The 19,322-nt window shown below is 42.5% G+C and carries 17 protein-coding genes and 1 pseudogene; 4 read left to right on the forward strand and 14 right to left on the reverse strand.

Translation table 11 applies throughout. The features are described 5' to 3' along the window. Window positions 1-28 precede the first annotated feature (28 nt). Entirely contained in the window at window positions 29-1,279 is a 1,251-nt protein-coding gene (locus GO009_RS14340) for an aspartate kinase (RefSeq protein ID WP_163627073.1), read from the forward strand. 78 nt (window positions 1,280-1,357) lie between these two features. Further along, window positions 1,358-3,178, forward strand: a complete 1,821-nt coding sequence (locus GO009_RS14345; RefSeq protein WP_163627075.1) for a lysophospholipid acyltransferase family protein — start codon at window positions 1,358-1,360, stop codon at window positions 3,176-3,178. Here the strand turns inward: GO009_RS14345 and GO009_RS14350 are convergent. From GO009_RS14350 to GO009_RS14410, 14 genes and pseudogenes are all read right to left on the reverse strand, one after another. Continuing rightward, the gene (locus GO009_RS14350; RefSeq protein WP_163627077.1) at window positions 3,175-3,666 is read right to left on the reverse strand and encodes a GNAT family N-acetyltransferase; all 492 of its coding nucleotides are present in this window, start codon (window positions 3,664-3,666) and stop codon (window positions 3,175-3,177) included. The genes GO009_RS14345 and GO009_RS14350 overlap by 4 nt on opposite strands. Before the next feature lie 203 nt (window positions 3,667-3,869). Continuing rightward, the gene (locus GO009_RS14355; RefSeq protein ID WP_163627078.1) at window positions 3,870-4,259 is read right to left on the reverse strand and encodes a YtxH domain-containing protein; all 390 of its coding nucleotides are present in this window, start codon (window positions 4,257-4,259) and stop codon (window positions 3,870-3,872) included. Between the two features lie 50 nt (window positions 4,260-4,309). Next, on the reverse strand, window positions 4,310-4,696 hold the full coding sequence (locus tag GO009_RS14360) for a VOC family protein (protein WP_163627081.1): 387 nt from the start codon (window positions 4,694-4,696) through the stop codon (window positions 4,310-4,312). Next, window positions 4,693-4,887 (reverse strand): annotated as a pseudogene (locus GO009_RS17980) (DUF1801 domain-containing protein); the annotation flags it as partial. The gene GO009_RS14360 and the pseudogene GO009_RS17980, both read right to left, overlap by 4 nt. 18 nt (window positions 4,888-4,905) lie before the next feature. Next, the gene (locus GO009_RS14365; protein WP_163627083.1) at window positions 4,906-5,838 is read right to left on the reverse strand and encodes a 2-hydroxyacid dehydrogenase; all 933 of its coding nucleotides are present in this window, start codon (window positions 5,836-5,838) and stop codon (window positions 4,906-4,908) included. 19 nt (window positions 5,839-5,857) lie between these two features. After that, window positions 5,858-6,223 (reverse strand): cupin domain-containing protein, encoded by a 366-nt coding sequence (locus GO009_RS14370; protein ID WP_163627085.1) that lies wholly within the window; start codon window positions 6,221-6,223, stop codon window positions 5,858-5,860. Window positions 6,224-6,232: 9 nt separating this feature from the next. Then, entirely contained in the window at window positions 6,233-7,585 is a 1,353-nt protein-coding gene (gene mgtE, locus GO009_RS14375; RefSeq protein ID WP_163627087.1) for a magnesium transporter, read from the reverse strand. Continuing rightward, window positions 7,572-8,444, reverse strand: a complete 873-nt coding sequence (rsmA, locus tag GO009_RS14380) for a 16S rRNA (adenine(1518)-N(6)/adenine(1519)-N(6))-dimethyltransferase RsmA (protein ID WP_163627089.1) — start codon at window positions 8,442-8,444, stop codon at window positions 7,572-7,574. Before rsmA ends, mgtE begins: the two co-directional genes overlap by 14 nt. Before the next feature lie 18 nt (window positions 8,445-8,462). Continuing rightward, complete coding sequence (locus tag GO009_RS14385) at window positions 8,463-8,771, reverse strand: gamma-glutamylcyclotransferase family protein (RefSeq protein ID WP_163627091.1); 309 nt, start codon at window positions 8,769-8,771, stop codon at window positions 8,463-8,465. 3 nt (window positions 8,772-8,774) lie between these two features. Further along, on the reverse strand, window positions 8,775-9,092 hold the full coding sequence (locus GO009_RS14390) for a DUF4286 family protein (RefSeq protein ID WP_163627092.1): 318 nt from the start codon (window positions 9,090-9,092) through the stop codon (window positions 8,775-8,777). 112 nt (window positions 9,093-9,204) lie between these two features. Further along, window positions 9,205-10,941 (reverse strand): tetratricopeptide repeat protein, encoded by a 1,737-nt coding sequence (locus GO009_RS14395; protein ID WP_239057478.1) that lies wholly within the window; start codon window positions 10,939-10,941, stop codon window positions 9,205-9,207. A 276-nt stretch (window positions 10,942-11,217) separates the two neighbouring features. Then, window positions 11,218-12,489, reverse strand: a complete 1,272-nt coding sequence (serS, locus tag GO009_RS14400; protein WP_163627094.1) for a serine--tRNA ligase — start codon at window positions 12,487-12,489, stop codon at window positions 11,218-11,220. 50 nt (window positions 12,490-12,539) lie between these two features. Beyond that, window positions 12,540-13,856 (reverse strand): HTTM domain-containing protein, encoded by a 1,317-nt coding sequence (locus GO009_RS14405; RefSeq protein WP_163627096.1) that lies wholly within the window; start codon window positions 13,854-13,856, stop codon window positions 12,540-12,542. Continuing rightward, window positions 13,857-14,786: a bifunctional riboflavin kinase/FAD synthetase gene (locus tag GO009_RS14410; protein ID WP_163627098.1), complete on the reverse strand. Its 930-nt coding sequence runs from the start codon at window positions 14,784-14,786 to the stop codon at window positions 13,857-13,859. Between the two features lie 58 nt (window positions 14,787-14,844). Here GO009_RS14410 and GO009_RS14415 point away from each other — a divergent pair, with 58 nt between their 5' ends. Together GO009_RS14415 and GO009_RS14420 are read left to right on the forward strand one after the other, a co-directional pair. After that, the gene (locus GO009_RS14415; protein ID WP_163627100.1) at window positions 14,845-18,639 is read left to right on the forward strand and encodes a reprolysin-like metallopeptidase; all 3,795 of its coding nucleotides are present in this window, start codon (window positions 14,845-14,847) and stop codon (window positions 18,637-18,639) included. Continuing rightward, entirely contained in the window at window positions 18,636-19,322 is a 687-nt protein-coding gene (locus GO009_RS14420; RefSeq protein ID WP_163627102.1) for a hypothetical protein, read from the forward strand. The genes GO009_RS14415 and GO009_RS14420 overlap by 4 nt, the downstream gene beginning before the upstream one ends.

Raw genomic sequence — 19,322 nt, forward strand, 5'->3', positions numbered from 1 at the left:
GCCGACTAAATTCTAGAATATAAAATACATGAGGGTATTTAAGTTTGGGGGAGCATCCGTTAAAGATGCAGATGCGATCAAAAATGTGGTCAACGTTTTACGAGAAGTAGGTTACAACGACACCTTAGTGGTGATTTCCGCAATGGGTAAAATTACCAATGCCATGGAAAAGGTGGTGGAATCTTATTTTAACGATAAAGACGCCGTTCAAGAATCCTTACAAGAAGTAGTGGAATATCACAACAGCATATTGTTGGATCTATTCCAAAGCCCCAACCATCCGGTTTATGGTAAAGTAAAGGTACTTTTTGAGGAGGTAAAAGGCTTTTTGGCTTGGAACAAATCACCCAAATATGCATTTGTTTATGATCAGGTGGTTTGTTATGGCGAATTACTGTCCACTACAATAGTAAGCGCATATTTAAACGAGATCGGTATTTCCAATACCTGGTTGGATGTCCGTACCCTTATCAAAACCGATAGCAGTAACAGGGATGCCCAAGTAAATTGGGAGCGCACACAACAAGAAGTGGTTTCCAAAGTGGATATATCCAAACTGAATATCACTCAAGGTTTCTTGGGTAGCGATGATAACAACTTTACCACCACCTTGGGCAGGGAAGGTTCCGATTATTCTGCGGCAATTTTGGCCTATTGCCTCAACGCCGAATCGGTAACTATTTGGAAGGATGTACCGGGAGTTTTAAATGCAGACCCAAGAAATTTTGAAAATGCGCAATTGTTGGATCAAATTTCTTATCGTGAAGCCATTGAATTGGCATTTTATGGTGCTTCTGTAATTCACCCCAAAACCTTGCAGCCTCTACAGCGCAAGGAAATTCCCTTGAAGGTGAAATCCTTTGTGAATCCTAAGGACAAAGGAACCACAGTGGGCAAGGGGAATGGCATAGAGCCCAAAGTGCCCTGTTTTATCGTAAAAAAGAATCAGGTGTTGCTAAAATTGTCATCTCTGGACTTTTCTTTCATTGTTGAGGACAATATCAGCGAAATCTTCAAGCTGTTCCATGATCATAGGCTCAAAGTGGATCTTATCCAAAATTCCGCCATTAGCTTTTCCGTTTGTTTGGACAATAAATTCCGGGGATTACCCCCTTTGTTGGAAGAACTCAAACGAAAATTCAAAGTAGTTTGCCATGAAGATGTATCGCTTTATACCATTCGTCATTTTAACGACGATTCGGTCAAATCACTTCAAAATGGAAAGTCCGTACTGGTGGAGCAACGTGGCAAGGAAACGGTTCAATTGGTTGTAAAATAAAACCTTAGGCTTAATATTTAGGTAAAAAGTGCTCTAGGGTTTATTTTCTATCTTTACACGTACCTAAATACTTTTTCTATGGGCTTGGTTTCTGCTAAAGAGGTGGCGAAAGTCATTCATCTGGATAAATATGGCTTTTTGGGCACATTTGTAGGATGGCTTTTAATGGTAGCCACTAGAATTAGCACCATCAATAGATTTTACGACAAAAACAAAGAGCTTTCTGGTCCAGAATTTCTCGATGCTATTTTGAACCACTACGAAATCGACTTTGAAATTCCGGAGGAGGATATCAAACGCTTGCCCAAGTCAGGGCCGTACATCACCATTAGCAATCATCCCTTGGGAGGGATTGACGGGGTGCTGTTGCTCAAATTACTATTGAAGGAGCGACCCGATTATAAAATAATCGCAAATTTTTTGTTGCACCGCATAGAGCCGTTGAAGCCTTACATAATGCCAGTGAACCCTTTTGAAAACCACAAGGATGCCAAGAGCAGTATTGTAGGTTTTAAAAATGCGCTCCAACATTTACGTGATGGACATCCGCTTGGCATTTTTCCGGCGGGAGAGGTGTCTACCTACCGCGATGGTAAATTAGTGGTGGACCGACCGTGGGAAGAAGCTGCCATAAAACTGATCAGAAAGGCAGAAGTGCCCGTGGTACCCATATATTTCCACGCTCGCAACAGTCGATTGTTTTACCGACTGTCCAAGATAGACGATGTATTCCGAACGGCGAGGCTCCCCTCCGAGCTTACCTCACAGAGCCGAAGGCCCATTAAAGTACGTATCGGTCAGCCCATATCCGTAAATACCCAGAATGAGGAACAGACTTTGGAAGATTTTGCGGAACTTCTTCGGAAAAAGACCTATTTATTGGCCAACGCTTTTGAAAAGGAACGTTTTATAGACAAGGTCCCGACTTCTCTTAAAATCCCAAAACCACCCCAGAAAATTGCCACTGCGATAAGTGCAGAGGTGTTGGAAGGTGAGATTGATAAACTACGGGAGAAGGATTGCCGCATGTTGCAAAGCAAGAACTATGAAGTGTTTTTGGCCCAGGCCAAGGATATGCCCTTTTGTTTGAACGAGATTGGACGACAGCGTGAGGTTACTTTCCGGGAAGTGGGGGAAGGCACCAACAATGCCATTGATTTGGACAAGTTCGATTCGTACTACCACCATTTGTTCCTATGGGACAACGATAAAAAGACCATAGTTGGTGCTTACCGTATGGGCTTGGGGTCGGAAATCTTCAAAAAGTACGGTATTGATGGTTTTTATCTTCAAGATCTATTCAGATTTGAACCCGAATTATACGGAATGATGGAGAAATCCATTGAAATGGGCAGAGCTTATATTGTAAAAGAGTATCAGCAAAAACCGATGCCCTTATTCTTGCTCTGGAAAGGAATTGTGCATACGACCTTGAGGCATCCGGAACACCGATATTTGATCGGAGGAGTAAGTATCAGTAACCAGTTCTCCAATTTTTCAAAATCGTTGATGATCGAGTTTATGAAATCGAACTATTGGGATCCTTATGTGGCGCAATACATTCGACCTAAAAAAGAGTTCAAGGTAAAACTAAAAGATGCCGATAAGGAGTTTGTGTTTGATGAGACACAGGCCGACCTGAACAAGTTTGATAAACTGATCAGCGAAGTGGAGCCAGGCAGTTTACGATTGCCTGTTCTGATTAAAAAATACATTAAGCAAAATGCCAAAGTGGTGGCATTTAACGTGGATCCATTGTTCAATAATTCGGTGGATGGGCTAATGTATATTCGTATTGCAGACCTTCCAGAAAGTACCGTAAAGCCTGTTATGGAAGAATTTCAGGCCGAGCTGGAGCGTAAAGTGGCCGAGGGCAATGGAACTGTGGAAGAAGATTAATCCATTCCAACTTTGTTGCTACGTTTTTCAAACAATAAGTTATCCTTCCAAACCCCGTGGATTTTGCCCACACGTTCCCGTTTTCCAATATAGCGGAAGCCTACTTTCTTGTGTAGTTTAATACTGCCTATATTTTCTGGAAATACGCCTGATTGTATAGTCCAAAAACCGGCTTTTTCACTTTCTTCGATCAAATGTTGCATTAGTAGTCTGCCAACGCCCATACCACGACTTTTATCGGCAATGTAAACGCTGACTTCCCCAACGCCACCATAGACACATCGGCTGGAAACTGGAGAAAGCGCAGCCCATCCCATAATTTCCCCATCTTTTTCGGCAATCAAACGGCATTCTTTGGTGTGCGCTTTGTCCCACTGTTCATAGCTGGGTGCCGTTGTCTCAAAAGTGGCAAGGCCTGTGGAGATTCCTTCGGAATAAATTCTGGATACATCTTCCCAATCCGATGCCTTCATTGTTCTGATAATCATAGCTGATTTGTTGATTGTAATATTGCGATGGATAAGGGTGTAAAAAAGCTGGCTAAAATTTGATTTTCGTCAACCTAAACTTGTTTCAGGTCCTCATGATGCTTTGTTAGTCTACGCAATGGGATTCTGAAATGCACCTGTCTGCCGACGGGCAGGTTAAGAATGACGTTTTAAAGCATTTTAGACAGCTTTGTTAATTTTATTTATAAACTCTTAAACCACTTTTGGAAATGTTCCCCGACTAGGAAAACAGGTTTTTGAGTTCCATTGATAGCGCCAATCAGACTTATTAACCACAAAATAAATGGGAAAATCCAGGCTATAAGATTGATTACGGGTATAATGCCCAAAACTAAACCAAGTAAGCCAATTCCAAGGACTTGTCTTACATAAAAAGAACCAATCTCTGTTTTGTTGCTACTGTTCATTATTATTGCTATAATCCATCCAATAATTGTTAAATGGGCAATAATAGCTACCGTTTTACCACTTTCAGGATTTTTGGGATCAAAGGCTTCTTTTACATCCTCCTGAAAATCTTTGGCTGCTTCTTCGGCTTTATCGCCGAAGTCTTTTTTCTCTTCTTCTGACATGTTTAAAAGTGTTGGTTAATTAACTTTAAAAGTAGCAAATAATTCAATACCTAAAGGAAGGCTTTATCAACAGGTTCCCAAAGTTCCAATTTGTTGCCTTCGGGATCCAATATCCAACCAAATTTCCCATATTCATATTCCTCTATTTCTCCCACCACAGTGACTCCTTCCTTTTTTAGAACCTCGAGTAGTTCCACCAAGTTTTCCACCCTAAAGTTCATCATAAACTGTTTTTCGCTGGGTTTAAAATATTCCGTTTTTTCATCCATCGGACTCCATTGGGTAGAGCAATCATTGCCTTCTTTGTCCTTCCACCAAAATGTGCAGCCATATTGGTCGGTGTTGAGCCCTAAATGGTTTTTATACCATTCCTTGATTTTGTTCGGGTCTTTGCTTTTAAAGAAAAACCCTCCCAGTCCCGTCACTCTATTTTTCATGATTTTTTTATGTTTTGTTCGTATAGGGCAATCCAATCTTGCGGTGTCATTTTTTGACAAAGTTTGGCAATCAACGCATAAGGTATCTTATTGATGTTCTTGAATCGAATACAGCTTTTGCCCATATCCAATTTTATTTTCACGTGTTTTGGGTGTTCAGTATTGAACCAATCAAACGGGTTTTTGGCATAAACACCTAAATAATGAAGTTAACAAAACCTTTCTTTGACTTTGTCAACTATGGTCTGTGCCAACTTTTCCTTACTCTCAACCGTCCAACCAGCTACGTGCGGAGTGAGCAGCACATTTTTGGCTTTGCGTAGGTATTTAAAAGCTTTGGGCTTTTGCACGAACATGTTCTCAAAAGATTTTTTTTCGTATTCCAATACGTCCAATCCTGCACCATTTACTTTTCCAGATTTTAAGCCTTTCACCAAATCCTTGGTCACTACACATTTGCCACGGGCGGTGTTCAACAACCAAAAGGGTTTATGGAAGCCCTTGATGAATTCCATATTCACCATACCTATGGTTTGTTCGGTCTCGGGAACGTGCAAACTGATGACATCTGAACGCTGTTGAAATTCCATAATCCCAACCTGACGGGCATTTTCGTCCCCAACGCCTCCGACAATATCGTAACAGATGACCTCTACATCAAAACCGCGTAGTTTTTTGGCGAAGGCCTTGCCCATGTTCCCATAGCCAATAATGCCCACGGTTTTGCCATCCAGTTCCACACCACGGTTGGCTTCGCGTTTCCAGATTCCTTTTTTTACCTGACGGTTGGCCTTGCACATATTGTTCATTAGGGAGAGCAACATGCCCAAAGTATGTTCGCCTACGGCATTTCGGTTGCCTTCCGGGGCCGATGCAAGAAATACTTCTTTAAATTTGGCGTGTTCCACATCAATATTTTCCAATCCAGCGCCCACTCTTCCAATGAATTTTAGATTGGTGGCCTTGTCCAAAAACTGTTGGTCTATGGTAAACCTGCTTCGGATAATGATTCCATCGTACAGGTGGATTTTTTCTTCTATTTGCTCTTTGGTCGAAGTGTAATCTTCATGATTTTCGAACCCAAGCTCGGCAAACTGTTCGAGGAGCAACGGGTGATTGGTATCTAGGTGGAGAACTTTCATGGGGGCAAATATACAACTCCTAGATTTTTGGGTAGTGGGTCTGTGTTTTTTCGTGTTGGACTTTTCCGGTATGCGCAGTACCCATCTTTTCAAAAAGAAGTACATGTACCTCTTCGCCTTCTTTGGTCATGGGGTTGTGTTCTACGCCTTTGGGAACCACGATGATTTCTCCTTCGTTCACCACTTCGGTTCTATCGCGAAATTGCATATACAGTGTTCCCTTTATTACTTGGAACAGTTCATCTTCGTTTTCGTGGGCATGCCAAACAAATTCTCCTTGGAGTTTTGCCAACAGTACTTGCATGTCGTCCACTACGGCAATTTGATGTGGATGCCACTTTTTGGTAAATTCAGTGTGCTTTTGTTTTATATTGATGGGTTTCATACCTTGGATTTATATCCCCAAAATCACTTTGGCAATCCAAAAATAGATCAAGATGCCAAAAATATCATTGCTTGTAGTGATAAACGGGCCCGTGGCAATGGCGGGATCAATATTTCTTTTGTGAAGGAACAGCGGGATAAATGTACCGATGAACCCTGCTACCACAATTACCACAATCAATGAAAGTGAAATGGCCAATGCGGTGGCAAAGGCACCTTTCCAAATCCAAGTGAAGAGCAAAAGCAAAATAGCTAAAATGAATCCATTCAAGAGGGCCAATAGCATTTCTTTTAGCAGATGGTTCCGAACGCTTCCCTTTAAATCGTCGTTGGCCAAGCCTTGTACTACAATGGCACTGGATTGTACGCCCACGTTGCCTGCCATGGCCGCGATCAATGGAGTAAAAAAGAACAAAACGGCGTGCTTGGAGATCATATCTTCAAAAGTGCCCATAATGGCCGCAGCACCAAGTCCGCCCAAAAGGCCTAAGGTCAACCAAGGGAGTCGAGCACGGGTCAATATCCAAATACTATCGCTCACTTCTACGTCCTGTGAAATACCAGCCGCCATTTGGTAATCTTTGTCCGCTTCTTCACGGATTACATCCACAATATCATCAATCGTAATCCTTCCTACCAAACGTCCGATTTCATCCACCACAGGAATGGCTTCCAAATCGTATTTAGACATGACCTTGGCGACTTCTTCACCCTTTTCGTTTACGTTTACGGAATCCACTTTTGGGATGTATATCTCTTTGATGTGGCTCTTGGCGGGAGCGGTAAGCAAATCTTTTAAGGAAAGCCTGCCTTTGAGCTTTCCCTCGTCGTCCACCACATAAATGGAATGGACCCGGGTTACATTTTCCGCTTGGGCGCGCATTTCCTTTACACAGGTCGTTACGGTCCAATTCTCGTTGACCTTTACAAGCTCCTTGGCCATGAGCCCACCTGCGGAATCCTCCTCATAGCGCAATAGGTCCACAATGTCCTTGGCATGTTCTCTATCTTCGATTTCCGAGATAACCTCTTGTACCAGCTCCTTCGGAAGTTCGTTGATGATATCCGCGGCATCATCCGTATCGAGCTCCGCCAACTCACCGGCAATTTCTTTTGCAGTAAGGTTTTTAAGTACGGCCTCACGGATGTCCTCGTGCATTTCGGCAAGGATGTCCGAAGTTTTTTCGCTGTCCAGAAGCTTAATCAGATAAGTTGCCTCCTCAACCTCAAGTTCGTCCGCTATCTCGGCAATATCCGCATAGTGGAATTCCTTCATCATGATCTGAAGCTCGGCGTCCTTACCATCTGCAATCAGTTGCCTGATTTCTTCTAAAAGTTCGTCTGTGAGTTTAAACGGGGTCATTGGCTATCTTTTGTGTCAACGTTACAAAGTCAGCTACACTCAGCTGTTCTGGGCGCTGGTCAAAGATAGTATCTTCTTTTAGATTATCGGAAAGGTTGAAGACTTTAAGACTGTTACGTATGGTTTTACGTCTTTGGTTAAAGGACGTTTTTACCACTTTAAAGAAAAGGCGTTCATCGCAGGGGAGGTTCAGCTCTTTTTTCCGTGTCAGGCGCAAAACGCCTGAATCCACCTTTGGTGGAGGGTCAAAAACGCTTGGTGGAACGGTAAACAAATATTCAGCATGGTAATACGCCTGAACCAATACGGATAGGATGCCGTAGGTTTTGCTCCCTGGTCCTTCGCAAATACGTTTGGCTACCTCTTTTTGGAACATTCCCGAAAACTCTGGGACTTGTTCCCGCATTTCCAGCATTTTAAAAACTATCTGGCTGGAAATGTTGTATGGAAAGTTGCCTGTTATGGCAAACTGTTCGTCTCCGTAAAGTTGGGTCAGGTCAAACTGGAGAAAGTCAGCTTCAATAATGTTGAGGCGATTGTTATTTTTTAGGATATCCGCATGTTCCAAAGGAAAGCTGTGGTTGAGGTAGACGATGGATTCGTCGTCCAGGTCCATGGCTACCAAGTCCAAGTCCCGTTGTAGTAAATGTTTGGTTAGCACCCCCATGCCTGGCCCTATTTCCAACACATTTTTGTATCCTTCCAACGAAAGGGTCTGAGCTATTTTTTCGGCCACAGATTCGTCCTTAAGGAAATGCTGTCCTAAATGCTTTTTTGCCTTTACCGCACCATCTTCCTGCACATATTTGTTTTTGTGAGAGGGGCTGTTGGAGTACTTCTTCTTTTTCTTTTTGGACACAGAGGGTTTTTTTGCAAGTTAGTTGGAATTTTCGATATAAATCCATGCTTCGTCCCCAGATTCCAAGGGGAATTTTTCCCGTTTGTAAGCACTGGTCTCGTAAATATCCGCTTTTTTAAGGTCGGAATCATTTACTTCATACGCCATTCCCGCTACTTTGTTTTCAAGATTATTGGTATGGACAACTAGGGGGTATTGGCCATAAACAGCATTTTCCAGTTTTTTGAAACCAAGGGCTGCATCGGGCTTTCCTGTCAGCAAGCGACCAAAAATGTGCTTCTGCACTTGCAGGTCTTGAAGCGTACCGTAGGAAAACAGGTATTCCAAAATTTAAGGTATTTGTTGACTGATGACTTCCAGCTCTGTTCTAAAGGCCACAAATTTGTTGGGAAACATTTTCTGCGCATCCCCGCGCAAACGCTCCGCATCTTCTTTGTAATATGCTTCCAAAGTATCCCTGTTCTGAGTGGTATATTGCACGGAATAGGTAATGCCACCCATATCTTCCTCAACCAAAACCTTGACCATTTTGGCGTGCGTAAATTTTCCTGTGGCGAGCATATCGGGCAGGTGCTTGTCTTTCATCCAATCTAACCATTGGTCGTGGACACTTTCGTCTATATTGATGGTTACGTTGTATATGAGCATTTGCTTCGTCTGTTATATTATGGGTGAAATTAGTGTAATTCTGAGAAATCTCGTTATAAGTTTCCCGCCGGAGTTTATGCTGGGCAAATCATCGAAGTGCAGGAATGACAGATTAGTTGATTGCATCCCCTCGCAACTTCCTAAAATTCTTCCGGGCCTGTGGAAAATAATAGCTGTCCTGATAATTATAGATGATCTTCTCGTAATGGCTCTTGGCCTTTTCGGGTTCGTTCAAGATATTTTCGTACAGTTCTCCCAGAGCAAAGTGGGCATCATCGGCCAAGATTCCATCGGCATAGAATTCCACAATTTTTTGATAATTGAACTCGGCACTTTCATAATTTTTCTGTTCAACTTGGAGTTCGGCCTGTTTCAGCAAGGCTTCGTCCTCGATTTTTTCGCCTTTATGGTTTTGTAAAATATCTTCAAGTGCATCAATGGCTTCGGTATTTTTATTTTGATAGGCCAACAGGTCTGCTCTGGCATATTTTTTCAAAGCGGTTTGGGTGGAATCTTCGAGGGAGTTGTCCGAAATCAAAAGGCTCAACTGCATGGCATCGTTGGCAATAAGTTGGGATGTGGAACTTCTCAGTACTTTAAGTTGAGTGAGTGCCCAATCAAAATCCCCTTTATAAAAACTGGTCTGTGCCACTTTAAAACGTGCATCTTGTCCTAGCACATCGTTCTTCATGCTTTTTTGCACTTGGGTAAATAAGATTAGGGCCTCATTGAATCTTTGGTCGAACACCAGAATGTCACCAAGTGCCAATTTTATATAAGCCATGGTCATTCGCCCCATGGGAAGTTCCAAACTTTGTTTGAGCATCGCAATGGCAGGTTCGGGCTGCTCTTTTTTGAATGTCAAGAAATTAGCATAGGCAATTTGTAGTTGAAGGGTTCTGCTCTGGTTGCCATATTCTTCTATCAGGTCCTCAAATTGTTTTTCAACATCTTTCAATACTTTTTCCGTGGGATTTTCCAAAGCAATGTCAATTAAGCTAAGCTCTGCATTAAGTTTGGTCCGTGGGTTTTCGGTATTGTCCACAATAAATTCGTAGATGGATGTGGCGGTTTCCAAATCCTTATCCTCCAAAGCTATGCTTCCTAGGTTTTCCAGTCTATCTACAGACTGGCCTTCGCTTCGTTTGTAAATGGCTTTTTCTTGGCCAAAGGCACTGCTATACTGTTTTTGTTGAACAAAAAGCCAACTTAATAGCTCGTTCCAGAGAATATCGGGCGCTTTTTGCGCATTTTGAAGCAGTACTTTTCGCAACAACACATTGTTTTCGTCGGATGGGTCTTCGGAGATAAAATCATCAATGTTTCGAAGTACATTGGAGCGCGATGTTCGTCCTTCCCAAATAAGGTTGAGGTAGGATTGGTACATTTTTGCAATATCTCCTTGTTCCCCATAGATACGCGCCAATTGAAAATCATAATTGAGGTCCGGCTTTAGCTCCATAGTTTTTGTGTAGGCCTGGATGGCATAATCCAGCAGTGCATATTTTTGGAACCGATAGCCTACACTGTACCCGTAGTTTGGATTGTCCTCTATTTTATTGATAGCCTTATCATAATAGGCATTTGCCTTTTCAGCTTCATTTTTAAGGGTGAAATTGTACCCTAATTCGATATAAAAAGTGGGAAAGGCGTAGCTGTCCTCTATTTTTTGAAGTAAAAAAGCTTCGGCATCATCATAACGTTCCAATTGTTGGTAGCAGGACACCAATCCTTCGGCATAGTCGGTGCGCCTTGGGTTGGACTCTACCAATTTTTCATAGAACACCACGGCTTTCTCAAAGTCTCCATCATTAAAGTATTGTTTGGCCAAGAAATCTTCTTGTGCCATTCCAATACAACTGGATAAAATCAATATGAGAAATAAAAGACGTTGCAAAGGCATATTTATTATCTAGTAATAACTAAGAGTATCTTGTCATTTCGAACATAGTGAGAAATCTCATTCCAAATTAAAAATTATGAGATTCCTTGTCGCTTTGCTCTGTCGGAATGACAATTGTACTCAAAAAAGAATAGATTGTAAATCCAAAGTAGCTTTATTTCAAATATAACGCAGAAATGTGGGGGATTCTGTTAAGCGAATCCAAATAAATGGTTGAAATGTTTAAGCGATGGTGTCAAAACCGCAATACGGCACCAATACTTTGGGTATTTTTATGCCTTCCTCGGTCTGATAGTTTTCCAAGATTCCCGCCAAAACCCTTGGCAAGGCCAAAGCGCTCCCATTCAAGGTGTGGGCCAATTGGCTTTTTCCATTTTCATCCTTGTAACGAAGTTTTAGACGATTGGCTTGGAAGGTTTCAAAATTGGATACAGAACTGATTTCCAACCAACGATCTTGGGCTGTTGAGAACACTTCAAAATCAAAAGTCAATGCAGAAGTGAAGCCTAAATCGCCACCGCAAAGACGCAAAATACGGTATGGCAATTTGAGTTCTCGTAGTATGTTTTTAACATGCTCGACCATTTCGTCCAAGGCTTGGTATGAATTGTTGGGGTGCTCCAAACGTACAATCTCCACTTTGTCGAACTGGTGCAAACGGTTCAACCCGCGAACGTGTGCCCCATAACTTCCAGCTTCGCGACGGAAACAGGGGGTATAGCCTGTGTATTTGATGGGAAAATCACTCTCTGCCAACAAATCCCCACGGTGCAAGTTGGTCACTGGTACTTCGGCAGTTGGGATAAGGTACAGATCATCTGCCTGTACGTGGTACATTTGGCCTTCTTTGTCGGGCAACTGGCCTGTGCCGTAGCCTGAATCCTCGTTGACCATAAGCGGCACTTGCATTTCGGTGTAGCCCGCTTCGGTGTTTTTGTCCAAGAAATAGGCGATCAATGCGCGTTGCAAGCGAGCACCTTTTCCTTTGTATACAGGAAAACCTGCGCCTGTGATTTTTACCCCAAGCTCAAAGTCGATGATGTCGTATTTTTTTGCCAATTCCCAATGCGGAAGTGCTTTTTTGGACAAGGTTGGGATATCACCTTCCTTGAAAATTTCTTCGTTGTCCTCCTCAGAATTACCAGCGGGAACAGACTCGTGGGGAACGTTTGGAATCAAATACAATTGTTGCTGCAATTCATCGGCAGTAGTGTTTAGGTCGTCCCCTAATGTTTTTGATTTTTCTTTGAGTCCAGCGGTTTTTTCTTTAAGGACATTGGCTTCTTGTGCTTTTCCTGTTTTGAAAAGCACACCGATTTCCTTGGAAAGTTTGTTGGATTCGGCCAAGGTAGCGTCCAGTTCGGTTTGGATGGAACGTCTTTTTTCGTCGAGTTCCAAAATGGATGATATCATAGGTGCTGCATCGATGTTTCGCTTTTTTAAAGCGATGATGATACTTTCCTTGTTTTCCCTGATGTTCTGTATTTGAAGCATGGCCTTGTTTTGAGGCGCAAATTTAATCCAATCTTAAGAAGTGCCCAACTTTATTCCTTGGGAGTGGGCAGAATCCAATCGTTGTGGGCAAAATGTTTCCACGGAACGTTGGCCAAATCCACTTTGGGGTCGATAAACTGTTGATAAGGTCTTTGATTTACCTTGACCTTGTTTTCTACAAAAACTTGAATGTTTTGGCCTTTTTTGGCGTGTTCTTTTTTAAGGTGTTGTGCAAACTGCCAAATAAAATCGGGATAGCAAGCAACCCGTTGTTGTTGTTTTGTGGTGAGATAATCGTTAAGGTTGATTTTGATCGTGTCTTTCGTTTCTGTGTTCACTATTTTGTACGAGATGCTTCCGCCACGGCTACGCAGCATCATTCTCCAGCTTAACCGGTGGCCCTCTTCGGTCCAAAGTACATCACCCATAAAAAAATGGTGGCGCAGGGGCAAAACCAATTGAACCACAAAGTAGATGCCCAAAACCGTCAAAACCACATTTTTGGTCTTGGGGATAATGATTTTGGTCTCTGGTAGTATCTTTTTGGTTCTAAGAAAAATGTTTCTGATGGTCTGTGGTTCAAAAAAGAAGACCGTAAACGCAAGTGATAGGTAGGGAAAAATACCTATCTGAAATACAATGCTGTTGAACAAATGGAAGAAAATGGACAGTACAAAGGCAATTTTTCTGGTGGGTTTCCAAAGTAGGGCGGGTACAATCAGCAGATCAAAACAAATACCGAAGACTGCTACTATTTTGTGTACCCATTTTTGTTGGAGGAAATCGCCGATTACATAGTAGTCCTTTTTGGAGCCCATCAACACTTCGATCATGCTAAAATCCAACCAATCCGCATACAGTTTGGCCACCGATGCGTAGGTGTACACGATGAAGAGTTGCAGTATGATGGTCCATCGAACCCAGTTGTACATGGTCTGGGAACGGAGTTTTGGATGTAATTTGGCATCTAAAGATGCATCTCGGTTGGCGGGCAGAAATGCCATAATGTAGGCGAGCAACATCAGCAAATAATAGTGGTTGTTGTAGGATGTTTTCTGCATCAGATACACCCCTGACCACAATATGGCAAATACCAATGCGCTAAAACGGTATTTGTATCCCAAGGCAATCAAAAGGCCTAAGGTGCCCATTACGGCAAAATAAATGTACATGCCGTTGCCCGGCAAGGGCTGCAACCATTCAAAACCGATAAAAGAAAAGGTAAATTTTGGTTCCACCAAAGTTCTGCGCACCCAGCCTGTGGCTATGGCACCATAACATTCCGCGCTGACCAACAATCCATAAAATACCCTGAAAACTACAAGTTGTGCGTTGTCAATCTTCCTAAATAGAAATTGGTTCAACATTTACTTGGAGATTAGGCCCAGCGAGTGATTCTTGTCCTTCTTTAATTGTTCCTTGAGCTCTTCAACGGAGTTGAACTTATGCTCGTCTCTAATGCGGTGTAATAGATCTACCTGGATTTTTTTGTCGTATAGATTTCCATCAAAGTCAAAAAAATGGACTTCTATGCTTTTTTTAGAACCATCCACGGTTGGGTTGAAGCCGATGTTCATCATCCCGAAATACTCTTTTCCATCGATGTTGCTTTTTACCACGTAGACACCATTTTTAGGGATGAGTTTATATGCTTCGACTATATGGAGATTGGCTGTTGGAAAACCAAAATCTTTGCCCAAACCTTTGCCTTTTTTTACCGTTCCCGTGAGCATGTAGGCATAGCTAAGGTAGTTGTTGGCGGTTTCCACATCGCCTTCCAAAAGCGCTTTTCTGATTTTGGTTGAGCTTACGGAAACATCGTCAATTTCTTGGGCTGGAATCTCCTCCACTTCAAAATCCAAAGTATTTCCAAAGGAAATAAGGTCTTGTATATTGGCATTTCGGTTACGCCCAAATCTGTGGTCGTACCCAATGATGATTCTTTTTGATTTAATATTGTTTACGAGGATATCCCGAACAAAATCTATAGCTGAGAGCCTTGAAAATTGTTTGGTAAAGGGGTGAATGATCAAATAATCCAGTCCCAAAGTCTCTAAAATCTGTTTTTTCTCTTCGAGGGTATTCAACAGTTTTATGTCCACATCTTTTTGCAGAACCATGCGTGGATGAGGGAAAAAAGTGAGCACTGTGGATTTTAACCCCGTGTTTTTGGCATTGTTTGTGAGACGTTCCAATATCTTGCGGTGCCCAAGATGTACACCATCAAAAGTGCCGATAGTTACCACTGTATGGTGTGGAATGTGCTTAAAATCAGAAATGTTATGGATTGTTTCCAACGCAATAAAGAAATAAAAAAAGGCTTACATTTGAAATTATACTATGCCCTAACCGTGTATGAAAGCTAAATTACATTTTGTTTTTTCAATAGCCATATTTTTTAGCTGCTTTTGCATTTACGGGCAGCAAGGTTATTGGAAAAGCATTCCCAAACAGTCCAACCTGCGAAGTGCTTCCCTGACAGATATTTCAGGTGCCAAGAAGGTTTTGTCCTTGGATAGAGAAAGATTTTTCAAGGAAATGAAACCTTTTTCATTAGCAAAAACGAATCGAAAAATTGTTTATCTGCCCAACAACGATGGGGATATTGTTCCTTTTGCATTGAAAGAAACTTCGGTACTGCATCCTGATCTTGCCAAGAAATACCCGAATATCAAATCGTACACGGGGGTGAGCTCCGATGGTAGATACAAAGTGAAGCTAAGTAGTTCGCACAAAGGTATTCAAACTATGTTGGTGGATTTGCAGAACAACAAAACAGCTTTTATGGAGCCAGTTTCCAATAAACCTGATGCCTATGTTTTGTATGATAAAGAGGATGGTCTTTCCTCAAAAATGAATTTTATCTGCGAGACCAGCAAGGATTTGTTCGGTGTGGGAAGTAAGTCATCGGGCACTACGGCAAAGACCATTGTTCCTTTGGTGGATGATCAAGTGTTACGTAAATACAGAATTGCAGTCTCTGCATCGGGAGAATATACCCAAGAAATGGGTGGAACTGTGGAAGATGCCTTAGCGGGAATAAACGCGACATTAACACGGGTCAACGAAGTGTTTGAAACGGATTTGGGCGTTACTTTGGAGCTTGTTCCAAACAACGACGAAATCATTTTTACCAATGCGAATGCAGATCCTTATGATAATAGTTTAAATTCGGAGGTACAGTCCACTATAACTTCCATTATCGGAGAGGAAAATTACGATATAGGTCATCTTTTTCATAAAGTGAACGAAGGCTTGGATAATGGAAATGCAGGGTTTATTGCTTCAGTTTGTGTGGATAATAGAAAAGGAAGTGCTTTTTCATCAGCATTTAATCCGCAAGGAGATGCGTACGACCTTGACTTTGTGGCCCATGAGCTCGGTCATCAATTTGGGGCCAACCATACATGGTCGTTCGAACCCGAAGGAACAGGGGTGCAAGCAGAACCTGCAAGTGGTTCCACAATAATGGGGTATGCGGGAATTGTTGAAGGCAATAATGTAACATCTCAAGGAGACGATTATTTTCATTACAATAGCATTCTTCAGATAGCTACGTACCTCGCGACAACCTCATGTGCCCAAACCGAAGCACTGGTAAATTCGCCACCAGTGCTTACTCCGGTCAATGATTTTACGATTCCAAAGGGGACGGCTTTTGTTCTGGAAGGCATTGCCACCGACCCCGATGTTGGGGATGTGCTTACCTATACTTGGGAACAAATTGATGATGGTGTGGTGACAACTTCATCTTTTGGATCCACCAATCCCGGTGGCGCCAATTTTAGATCATTACCCCCCACCACGGAGCCCATACGATATTTTCCAAGGCTATCGGAAGTGGCCCAAGGAAATTTAACGCAAACCAACCCCGCTACCGGAAGTGCATGGGAAACCGTTTCCGATATAGAACGAAACCTTAGGTTTGCCTTTACTGTTCGGGACAATGCAGCGGGAGGGGGACAGGTGGTTTCCGATGTATTGGATGTTAGGGTCATTAAGGCTGCTGGTCCTTTTTTGGTTACTTCCCAAGCAGTCAGTGAGGTTTATCAGGCAGGCTCGACCCAAGAAATTACTTGGGACGTGGCCAATACAGACGTTGCCCCCATTAATGCCCTAAACGTGGATATATTCCTCTCTTTGGATGGAGGACTTACCTTTCCGATAACACTTTTGGAGAACACCCTTAACGATGGTTCCGAAGAAGTGCTTTTGCCAGGAGATGTTACGGAAACTGCTCGAATTATGGTGAAGGCAAGCGACAATGTGTTTTTTGCCGTAAACGCCACTGACTTTACCATTGAACAATCCGAAGTGGTCCTAAATTTTGAAACGTTGGAATATGAGGTTTGTCAACCAGATGATATAGTGATTCCCTTTGTGTACGAAACTTACGCAGGATTTAACGAAAACACTACATTTTCTGCAGATGTACCGGCAGGTTTATCTGCTAATTTTTCACCGACGGAGGCCAGTGCAGATCAAACCGCTGTAGATTTGACCTTGTCCAATACCAATAGTGTTGCCCCAGGGGTATATGATATTATTGTCAATGCCACTTCCGTATCGGTGACCAAAAGTGTGGTTGTTTCCCTATTGGTACAAGATGGTACTTTTTCCAATGTAGCACTGTTGTCTCCTGCTAATGGTGAAGGCGGAGTTTCTTTGGATACAGAACTCAATTGGGAAGAGAATCCATTGTATTCAAGTTATGATGTGGAAGTGGCAACAGATGCTGGATTTGTTGATGTTGTAGAGTCGGCCAACATACCCTTTACCAATTACAGAACCACCAATTTGGAGCCGGAAACCGAGTATTTTTGGAGAGTTAGGCCAAACAACGGGTGTGGAACAGGAACTTTTGGAACCACATTCAGTTTCGTTACTACGCAAGTGGACTGTAAAAATAGGGAACCTAACGATTTGCCGCTTGCCATTTCAGCTTCAGGAACGCCTACCGTTACCACATCGGTTCTATTTGTAGAAGATTTGCCCATTTCAGATGTGAATGTAAACCTGGAGTTGGACCATACCTATGTGGAGGATTTGATTATTACCCTTACATCTCCGGAAGGAACCGTGGTAACGTTAATTTCGAATACTTGTGGAGAGGCCAATAACATCAATGCGGTTTTTGATGATGATGGGAGCCCTATAACATGTGGGGATAGTCCCGCCATTTCTGGAACGGTAACACCTTTAGGGTCATTGGCATCATTAAAAGGAGAATCCATATTGGGTGAGTGGGTATTGGAAATACAGGATACTGCTGCAAGTGACGGGGGAAGCTTGATAGGTTTCTCTTTGGATGTCTGTATAGAAGGAAACTACCGTCCAGATGAAGACGAAGATGGAGTTTTTGATGATGGGGACGACCTTTGCTTGGGAACGCCCAAAGGTGTGGAAGTGGATACCAACGGCTGTGCCATTTATAGGTTTGCTTCGGACAATTTTGAAATTGAAATTGAAAGTGAAACTTGTAGAAGCAGCAATAATGGGTCGATAACGATCACTCCTTTTGATACCTCCATCACCTATACAGCAGTTTTAAATGGAGGAAGTGGTACGGAATCATTCGATTTTACTAATTCCCAAACCTTTGCCAATTTAACGGCAGGGGAATATTCCCTTTGTATTACAGGAACCAATGGAACGATTACCTATCAAGAAGTCTGTTTTAATGTGGTAATTTCCCAGCCCGATGTACTGGATATAGATGCGGTTATAGATTCAGGTATTGTAAGCGTGGAATTGAATGGGGCTTCATTTTATAATGTCGAATTCAATGGATTGGTGACACAGACCGAAGCATCCAAGGTTCAACTTGCTTTAAAGGAAGGTGTCAATACATTAAAGGTGTATTCAAACTTGCCATGTCAGGGAGTGATTGAAAAGACGCTGTTCTACTCTTCAAGACCAATTATTTCCCCGAACCCGGTAGATGCCGTTACAGAGGTTTATTTGGCGGGCTATGAAGGAGATGTTGGTATACAACTATTTACTGCCAATGGTAGATTGGTTCGAACCGATAACAGAAAGGTTTATGGCAATGATTTACAGTTGGATTTGTCGAACCTCCCCAAAGGAATTTATTATTTAGGTGTAGAAAAGGCGGGGGTAAAAGAAATGTTTAAACTTATAAAAAGATGATTCGGAAAATAATTGGGCTGTCCATAGTGGCTTTGTTGGTTTCTTGCGGGGGGGATGATGGTCCGCCTCCCGCTCCAAAGGGAGCGGCGCTGGTGTTTCCCGAAGAAAATTCTGAGTGCACTACAGGGACCGATATCAGCGAAACATCCACTCAGGTCACATTTCGGTGGATGGCGTCCGATAATACGGAAAGCTATACATTGAGCGTTGTAAATTTGGACACCAACGTCCCGCAAAATATATCTACGGCATCCACTTCAGCAAGTCTAACCATAACAAAGGGAACGCCTTACGCTTGGTCTGTAACGTCTCGGAACTCAACATCGGACCAAATAGCCTCCAGTGCAACCTGGTTGTTCTACAATGCAGGTGCACAAACTACCTATGCACCTTTTCCTGCGCAATTGGTAAGCCCAACATCAGGCTCTACAGTGCAAAAGGATATCGCAAACGAAGTACTTTTGGAATGGTCCGGCGCAGATGTGGATAACGATGTCGAATCTTTCGAAGTGTTTTTTTCGGATACCGATCCACCCACAACATCAGTTGGGCTCACAAATGCAAGTACCATGGAAATACCTGTAGGTGTTGAATCCGGAACTGTTTATTATTGGAGGGTGGTCACAACAGATTTAGAGGGGAATAGTTCCGATTCGGGGGTGTTCGATTTTAAAGTTCTCTAA

Source organism: Allomuricauda sp. TY007, from assembly GCF_010468565.1.
Classification (GTDB): Bacteria; Bacteroidota; Bacteroidia; order Flavobacteriales; family Flavobacteriaceae; genus Flagellimonas.

What these genes read in the sequence shown, in the direction of transcription:
- GO009_RS14340 (WP_163627073.1), top strand. Translation starts at nt 29, where the DNA reads ATGAGGGTATTTAAGTTTGGGGGAGCATCCGTTAAAGATGCAGATGCG.
- GO009_RS14345 (WP_163627075.1), top strand. Translation starts at nt 1,358, where the DNA reads ATGGGCTTGGTTTCTGCTAAAGAGGTGGCGAAAGTCATTCATCTGGAT.
- GO009_RS14350 (WP_163627077.1), bottom strand. Translation starts at nt 3,666, where the DNA reads ATGATTATCAGAACAATGAAGGCATCGGATTGGGAAGATGTATCCAGA.
- GO009_RS14355 (WP_163627078.1), bottom strand. Translation starts at nt 4,259, where the DNA reads ATGTCAGAAGAAGAGAAAAAAGACTTCGGCGATAAAGCCGAAGAAGCA.
- GO009_RS14360 (WP_163627081.1), bottom strand. Translation starts at nt 4,696, where the DNA reads ATGAAAAATAGAGTGACGGGACTGGGAGGGTTTTTCTTTAAAAGCAAA.
- GO009_RS14365 (WP_163627083.1), bottom strand. Translation starts at nt 5,838, where the DNA reads ATGAAAGTTCTCCACCTAGATACCAATCACCCGTTGCTCCTCGAACAG.
- GO009_RS14370 (WP_163627085.1), bottom strand. Translation starts at nt 6,223, where the DNA reads ATGAAACCCATCAATATAAAACAAAAGCACACTGAATTTACCAAAAAG.
- mgtE (WP_163627087.1), bottom strand. Translation starts at nt 7,585, where the DNA reads ATGACCCCGTTTAAACTCACAGACGAACTTTTAGAAGAAATCAGGCAA.
- GO009_RS14390 (WP_163627092.1), bottom strand. Translation starts at nt 9,092, where the DNA reads ATGCTCATATACAACGTAACCATCAATATAGACGAAAGTGTCCACGAC.
- GO009_RS14395 (WP_239057478.1), bottom strand. Translation starts at nt 10,941, where the DNA reads ATGGCACAAGAAGATTTCTTGGCCAAACAATACTTTAATGATGGAGAC.
- serS (WP_163627094.1), bottom strand. Translation starts at nt 12,489, where the DNA reads ATGCTTCAAATACAGAACATCAGGGAAAACAAGGAAAGTATCATCATC.
- GO009_RS14405 (WP_163627096.1), bottom strand. Translation starts at nt 13,856, where the DNA reads ATGTTGAACCAATTTCTATTTAGGAAGATTGACAACGCACAACTTGTA.
- GO009_RS14415 (WP_163627100.1), top strand. Translation starts at nt 14,845, where the DNA reads ATGAAAGCTAAATTACATTTTGTTTTTTCAATAGCCATATTTTTTAGC.
- GO009_RS14420 (WP_163627102.1), top strand. Translation starts at nt 18,636, where the DNA reads ATGATTCGGAAAATAATTGGGCTGTCCATAGTGGCTTTGTTGGTTTCT.